Genomic DNA, 7,992 nt, shown 5'->3' on the forward strand with positions numbered 1-7,992 from the left:
CTCAGGTACTTAGGTTTTCTTTATACACCCTAGTTAAACTACACTCGACCAAAAGCGTATGCAATTATATTCACTAATGAATTTATTAAAGCTCGGGGTTTCTACACTCATTATACGCTTTGGATCAAGACCACCACTGGGAATAATCGTCTTGTATTGCCCAATTTATAAAGTATAAGATATATTTTTGCAGATGGCAGATTATGGCGATCGGCATAACATGAACCGTTAAAGTGACTTATGTCACTAAGGATTAAAAATACCTCTCATAACCCCTTACCCATCATCTTCACAGATAGTATCTGCATGTATTCGTTTACGAATCTGTGATTTTGCTGTTTGTCATGGGGAAGGCAAGGCTAATGCTTTCACTATCGCCTATAAACTGGATTGGTCTCTAATTCTGCATCAGCTCCCCAAATCACCTCGGCAGCCTTCTACGCATTCCGCCCAAAGTCGTATCAATTTTCACATAGCATGGGCACATCCGACATCCTGTCACCGACTCATCGTCTGTATTTTGGATTCATCCAGCTCACTGCCGTGTTCAAAATCGAGGTGTCTTCTTAAGTTCTTCGATTTTTTCCAGCGCTGCTTTGATGTCCGGATCGTTCGTCGTGGTTTTCTGGAGTTTCAGATAGCTTGCTTCTGCTTCCGGAATCTGGTTGTAGTAGAGCTGGAATTCTGCGAGTGATTTTAAGAGCGGCTCGTTCTCCGGCGCTGATGCATGCGCCTGCATTAATAATTTCAGCGCTTTGCCGGGGACTCCTTCCGCTTTGTAAAGTGAGACCAATTTCAGGATCGAGGCTTGTTGCTGCTGGTCCAGTGGCTGCCTTGTTTTTTTGTCCGTTTTGTTACTGTTCAGGAGCAGCGTCTCCAGCGAGCTTTCCAGCTGGATCATGTCGCGCAATCTCTTTGCGTCCTGGTTTTCGGTGTCCTGGACCTGATTCAGTTCTTCGACGGCTTGTGTGGTACGTCCATTGATCAGATGGAGTCGGGCCAATAATACATGTGCCTGTTCGCGCTCTGTTGTGCTGGCCTTGTCGGAATCGATTACTTTTTGTGTTGATGCGAGTACCTTGTTGAAGTCTGCCTGTTTCCAGTAGGCCTGAGCCCTGCGGAGATGCGACTGGGGCGTTTCTGACGGGGCTGATTCTCCCGCACCCTTTTGTAGAGCCAACTGCTTTTCTGCGAGTCTGCCGCCGCGATGAATTGTTTGACTGATGGATTTCTGGCCGGGCATCCGCAATGCGGTTTCAAATTGCTGCAGCGCCCGTTGGTATTGATGTTTCCCCAGATAAGCCCAACCCAGAGAATTCACGATCCGGGCGTCACTCCCCTCTTTTTTCAAAAGTGATTTGCCAAACGCAATGGCTTCATCGAATTTTTCTGCCGCGAGTAACTGATCCAGATAACCCACCTGCGCCGAAAGCCGATTGGGAAACTGATCGAGTTCTTTCCTGGCGATTTCCATCGATTCCTCTTCCCGCCAGTATTGATGCCGGATGGTGCCTTCATAGTTAGGCTGAACCTCGAAGATCATGACCCCTTTTTTCTGGTACACCGGATTCAAGCGGTAGACGAGATCTTGGTCCAGTAAATGCCACGGGAACGCGCTGGCGGTATTTCGATCGAAACTCGCCAGATAACCGACAGAGTATTTTTGAATATACTCATGCAGTTTCTCCGGACTTGTCTGCTCAAAATAGACCAGTTTCTGAAACCGACGTGAGGTCGTTGCCAGATCATTGCGGCGTGTGAGGACGCGTGCCTCTGCGGGAGCGTGCTGGTTGAGCCAGGTGCCGGCTGCGACAAAATCACTGTAGTGAATCGAAGGGAATTCGGTTTCATAAAACTGATCTCCGTTTGAGATGAGTTTCTGATTTGCTTTTATCATGCTGAAGTCTGTTTTCGCCTGAGAGGCAAACAGCCCGATGCCAGAGAGGACCACCAGTCCGGCGAGGATCTTTTTCGTAGTCCCGTTGATGCCTGCCAGACGTTTTCCCAGGAAGACCAGTCCCACAGGGAAAAAGGCCAGGACGACTGGTAACAGGGGCAACGTATAACGGGGCTGTATCCAGGGCCATAAAGAAAGAATGCCGAAGGTAATGCCGAAATAGAGCAGACTTACGGCGCCCCCCTTTTTCCAGCATTTCAGCATGCCATACAGGGCAATCGAGATCAAGAAGATGCTCGCCAGTGAATAGAGGTATTGCGGGCCGGGCAGCACATGATTGCCATCCAGCACAAATCGTTCATAACGCGGCACCGCACCCGGCATATCGGGAAACAGTTTCTGGCAGAAGCCTTCGATGTGATTCAGGGATCGATTGAGCATGGTCAGCAATGTGCCAATGATTCCCGCCGATTTGATTTCATCCATCGTCGCCGAGGTGTAAACGTCCGTTTTGAACGCGTTGTTTCGCATCGTCCAGATCACGGTAGTTGCGAAACAACCGGTAACGCCGATCAGATACGGCCAGCGTTTGCGTTTCGTGACTGCCCAGATACCAAGGGCGAGCGCCAACGCCACACCAATGGTGCGGATCAAAGGCAGGAACGTTAATAAGCCGGTAAGCAGAATCAGCTTTCGCTTGCTGATCTTTTCTTCGTCTTCCGAAATCAGATACAGAATGGCCAGGGTGAACGCCATGAAGGGGATTTCACTCATGATGAGTGTGGAGAACAGTAAGATATAAGGATTGGTGGCGAGCAGCAGAATCACGAACAGCGCCGGCCAGTGGAGTGCAGGTCTGGTGTCGGGAAATACTTCGGTCGCAGAATTCTCCAGTCGACACATCCAGAGATAAAGCAGCGCCAGCATTACGAGACCGGTCAGAATGACAGTGACTTTCGCGAGGATCGCGTTGTAGGGAGCAATCAGCGCAGCCGGGATCAGCAGCACCGACATTCCGGGAGGCCGCACGGTGAAATAAGGTTCCCCGGGCGCATCAATCTGGCGATATTCGAAGTCGTTGACCAGCCCCCGTGCCATCAGAACGTAGTCGGCACTATCCGGCGCAAAGAAATAGATCTGGTTTAAGCGCGCCCCTGTCAGCGCGGCAAAAAAGATTAAGATCGCGATCATCAGGTTGCGAGCATGATGATTCTCTGGTGGCAAAACGTCATTCATAAAACAGCCAAATTCAATATCCGTGATTTGAAAATCGGGGCAGAAACAACTCGGAAAACAGCGATTTTCAGACCTGTTCCGGCAGAATGATCATAATCGGGAAACGGAGGCGCTGGCGAAGCATTTTCCCTGAATTCTGGCCGATTCCGCGACTCTCCCCGCCGAAAAATAGGGTTTTGCAGGTTGTAAAGCGAATTCACCGCGTTCAATGAACCATAATAAGGGGAGATCATGGGTGTGGAAACATCCCGGTTTCAGGATTCGACCTCGACATTAACGGGACTGGCCTGATCTCCCCGTTTTGAACTGCCTGATTGATTCCACTCCCAAGACATCGGAGTTTCAGAAAAAAGTGGGGTTTATCAATGTCAGATCAGCCGGGGCAATACTGCCTGGGCGAAGGAGAGCACGAGGAAGAAACCGCACATGTCGGTGAGGGTGGTCAGGATCGGTCCGGAAGCCAGGGCCGGGTCGAGTTTGAACCCTTTCAGGATCAGGGGAATGACGGCTCCCAGGCAGACGGCCATCAGCGTGTTGACGGCCAGTGCGCCGCCGACGACCATTCCCAGATAGCCATTGCCCTTCCAGAGATAGGCGCCCCCTCCCAGTAGAATCCCGAGCGAGATTCCGTTGACGATGCCCAGACCGAATTCCTTTTTGAAGACGTGAAACCAGTCGCCTGGACGAATCACGCCCAGCACAAGTTCCCGCGTGCTGACGGCGATGGCCTGATTGCCGCTGCAGCCGCTCATGTCGGAGACGATCGGCAAAAAGACGGCCAGCGCAATCACGCTCTCCAGAGTCTCCTCATACATGGCGATCACACTGGCGGCGACAATGTTCAACACGATGTTAATACTGAGCCACGAGAGTCGCCGCGCGCTGCGGATTTTGAGCGGGAGGCTGCGCAGTTCTTCCCCCCCCATAATCCCGGCAAAACGCAGAAAGGTACGTCCGGCCTGTTCTTCGCTTGCTTTTTCCACGTCTTCACGGCGGACCACACCCACCAGTTTGTGATCGTCGTCGACCACCGGCAGACCGAACAGCGGATGCGAGTCAAAAAAATGTTCCAGTTCCTGCAGAGTGGTCGATGCCGGCAGGCTGGTCGGATTCTTGATCATCATTTTCGAAATCTGACGCTTGTGGGGCGCGAGCAACAGGTCCCGCAGCCGCAAAACGCCAATCAACTTGTGTTCGGCACTGACGACGTAGATATATTGCACGTTGTATTCAGCGTATTGCTCGGCATGTTCACGCAGGTCAGACACGACATCATCAACGGTCTGCGACTCTTTAAACGCCAGCAACTCGGTAATCATCAGTCCGCCGGCAGAGAGGTGGTCGTACTGTGACAGGAAACGAACATTCTTAGCTTCGACCGGGTCCATCTCTTCGAGGATGGCTTCGGACTGTTTCTCGGTCAGCTGATTCAGCAGGTCGACCTGGTCGTGGCTGTACATTTCATCGAAGATATGCGCGGCTTGCTCCGGCGGCAAAGCCGAAAGCAGCTGCCCTGCCTGCATCTCCGGCAACGACTCCATCAGACGGGCCGCGTTTTCATCATCCAGCAGCCCGATGAATTCCTGCTGTTCGGAATGCGACAGTTGGGCGATGACGCGCGCATCCTCACCCGGCGGCAGATCCCTCAGATAGTTGTGGGCTGCTTCAGTATCCCCGGCGGCCACAATCTGTTCGAGCTGTTCCCAGGCGTCCGGCTGCTCTGTCTTGATCTCTTCTGTCGTTTCGGGTGGTTCCTGCATCTTCTGTTCTCCATTCCTTCCACCGCTTTTCGGATTCCGGCATCCCAGCAGCGGGGCTGTTGTTCAGGACACACGCGGATGTGTGTGTTTCGTGCGTTTTGTTTCCAGCGCTTCGGCCATCACGCTCCCTCCAGGCGGTAGTCTATACGATTTCAGAGGGGGCAACAAATTGCTCGAAACACGATCACTGTCGTCGTTACGATCATGTTATAGGCGCGTGCGTTGAGTTTGACTACAGTTGTCCTGAACAGATTCACCTGAATTCCGGTTTCTTACAGCGTTCTTAGAGACTTTGGGGCCGACACTCATTGAAGACTGACCGTTGCGGTTACCCTTTAACTCGCTCTAAAAATTCGACACATCGTGGCGGCTTACTTAACCCCGATTTGGTAAAGATTGAAACGGGGCGCACTGATTTGTCTTTGCAGCCGGAGTCTGCAGGGGAATTGTGTCGAGAGAAAATCAAAACGCTGAGGGAATTAACTCAGCAGTTCAGAGATCGGGGTTCCGTGTGGCAGGATGGGCATTGGCCGACCACTGCGATCGAGGAATTCGTGATGCTGGTCGATTCCCAGGAAGCGATAAACGGTCGCCAGGAGATCGTTGGGATCGAGTTTGTTGTCTTTCGCGTATTCTCCTTTAGCGGTGGTCGAGCCAATCACCTGTCCCATTGGCGCGCCCCCGCCTGAGACCAATACCGACATCGCGCCGGGCCAATGATCCCGTCCCGGTTGCATCACTTTGCTGCGCGTGCCCGGTTGGACAGTGATGCGGGGAGTGCGCCCGAATTCCCCGGAGACAACCAACATCACCTTTTTGTCGAGCCCCCGCTCATAGAGATCTTCGATCAAGGCTGCGACGGCACTGTCAAAATGCGGCATGCGCACTCCCAGATCGTAATACAGGTCGCCATTGATCGCGTGGATGTCCCAGTTATTGTGGATACGATTTTTCTGCGTGCCTGGTACATCTGGATTGTTCATATACATCGTGACAAAGCTGCTGCCGGCTTCCACCAGACGCCGGGCCAGCAAAGCGCGTTGCCCCCATTTGTGGCGACCGTAGCGGTCGCGGGTGGCGTCGCTTTCGCGTGAGAGATCAAACGCCTCGCGTGCTTTATCACTAGTCAGCAGGCCCAGTGCCTGTTGATTGATGTCATCCATCGATTCCATTGATCCTTTCAAATCGATGTCTCTGCGCAACGTATCGAAGGCATTCAGTAGCTGCATGCGATCCCCGAGCCGCTCCTTCAGGCCATTGGACAGCGACAGATTCGGTACCGAATAACCGGGCGCTCCGGGGTTCCCGCCGACGACAAACGGCATCGCCGATTCACCGAGGTAAGCACTTCCGCCACCGTAAGCACGTTCCGAACTGGCAACATAATTCGGAACTCCTACTTTTCGATGCTCGCGCATCTTGGCAACAATCGGGCCGACGGTGGGAAATTCGGAAATGGGACTGACGCTCTGCGTTTTACGACCGCTCAGGAAACGGACCGAGCCGCGTGCGTGTTGCGAGTCTTCATGAGAAATAGAACGAATGATCGAGAACCGATCTGCCACCTTCGCATGTTTTGGCAAGAGTTCGCAGATATCCATGCCCGGCACGTTGGTCGCGATCGGACTGAGCTGCCCGCGATAATCGCTCGGGGCATCGGGTTTCATATCATACGTTTCCATATGACTGGGACCACCCAGCAGCCAGATGAAGATCACCGCTGTATCGTCACTTTTACTTGCCTGGGTCTTCGCTGCCGCTGCCATCGCACGACTGCGAAGCAGGTCCGATAAGCCAAGCCCCCCCAACGCCAGATAACCCGCCTCAAGAAAACTGCGCCGCGACAGAGGACCGGGACAAAAGACAGAGCTGGTCGGATCAGGACTCATGAAAATACCTTCGGTCAAATCAAATGTGGCAGGGGTTCATTAAACCTGTGGGCAGGAGCCTCGAAACGCATTCAATGGATTTCGAAACTTTACTAAGATTTCTATTATAAACAACCTTTTATCTGACAGCAAGCAAAGAATTGATCCCGTTTGTTACCGCATTAAGCCTTATTTTCAAGCTGATTTTCGACTTTGAACGGAATCGATAAAACAAAGGACGCTCGCTGACGCATGCAGAGAATGGCACCATCTGTCTGGTTATTGCATGTCAAAGATATCAATCAATAGTGAATTATGAGGTCCATTTTCCACAGTCACATAATGTGTATAGTCCTCGATCGCCGGATATTTCTCTTGATCACGCGCTTTTTTGATTTCTGTAATCACCAGATTATTGACGTGTGCTGAAAAGATGTGTTTTGAAGTTCCGTTTCGCTTGATCGTCGTAAAAGTGAGCTTGTCATTGTCGTAGACCACATCGCTGGCGTAGTAAACTGACTTTGATGGTTTCTGCTCCTTGTTCTCCGTCTCTTCAGTTTGGTTTTCTCTTGAGTTCGGTATGGACATAATGGCAATTAACACAACTACCATCAGGACTGCTGCCAGAGTAGCATTTTTCATGATTTAATGGTTCTCTCCTGTCGAGGAAGTTAATTCCTGCAATGGCTCTGTTGATTTTCAAATAACAAGGGATTGATTGGGAGCTCTCGACTGAGATGCGCATGCAGATCGGTCTTGGTCGTTTTCACATTCTTCAAGCAACTTCCATTGATGCTGGTGAACGGGTTCAGCGGCGAAAGCGGGTGATCGAATGAATCGCCTCGATGGGGTTTGAAGATTGCTTTACCATCCGCAATCAAATGCAGCCTGTTTGTAACCGGGTGATTTTCAGTTTTGACTGACAGTCTGGATCAAGGCGACAGGTAGAGAGAGCTCAACTAAGCGTGTGATAAATGTGTCAGCGGCGATCTCCTCAGTCGGTTGGCACATGCAGGTATGTTGATGAAGTGATTTCCATCGCATGTGAAAACGTAATTGAATTCATATTTATCTCGACAGCCAGTGTTTCAGGATGTCTCACAAATTTCTGTGTGCTCTGCGTCGTTGAAATTGAAATTCGAATGTGGACATGCCCCGGCAGATTTCGTCGGGTCATAGAGAAATGAGGCTCGAATTTTAAACTCAGATGGGATAAAAAAATTCGAATCTA

Annotated in this window: 4 protein-coding genes; all 4 read right to left on the minus strand. The window is 51.3% G+C overall.

Translation table 11 applies throughout. The annotated features are described in order from the left end of the window. Positions 1 to 547: 547 nt before the first annotated feature. Positions 548 to 3,133: a tetratricopeptide repeat protein gene (locus tag Q0294_RS02670; protein WP_299460656.1), complete on the minus strand. Its 2,586-nt coding sequence runs from the start codon at positions 3,131 to 3,133 to the stop codon at positions 548 to 550. A 368-nt stretch (positions 3,134 to 3,501) separates the two neighbouring features. Beyond that, a complete protein-coding gene (gene mgtE, locus Q0294_RS02675; protein ID WP_299460658.1) occupies positions 3,502 to 4,893 on the minus strand; it encodes a magnesium transporter in 1,392 nt (463 codons plus the stop codon). Positions 4,894 to 5,372: 479 nt separating this feature from the next. Further along, positions 5,373 to 6,782 (minus strand): DUF1501 domain-containing protein, encoded by a 1,410-nt coding sequence (locus Q0294_RS02680; RefSeq protein WP_299460660.1) that lies wholly within the window; start codon positions 6,780 to 6,782, stop codon positions 5,373 to 5,375. 258 nt (positions 6,783 to 7,040) lie between these two features. Further along, positions 7,041 to 7,403, minus strand: a complete 363-nt coding sequence (locus Q0294_RS02685; protein WP_299460662.1) for a hypothetical protein — start codon at positions 7,401 to 7,403, stop codon at positions 7,041 to 7,043. Between the last annotated feature and the right edge of the window lie 589 nt (positions 7,404 to 7,992).

Source organism: uncultured Gimesia sp. (genome assembly GCF_937919775.1).
GTDB lineage: Bacteria > Planctomycetota > Planctomycetia > Planctomycetales > Planctomycetaceae > Gimesia.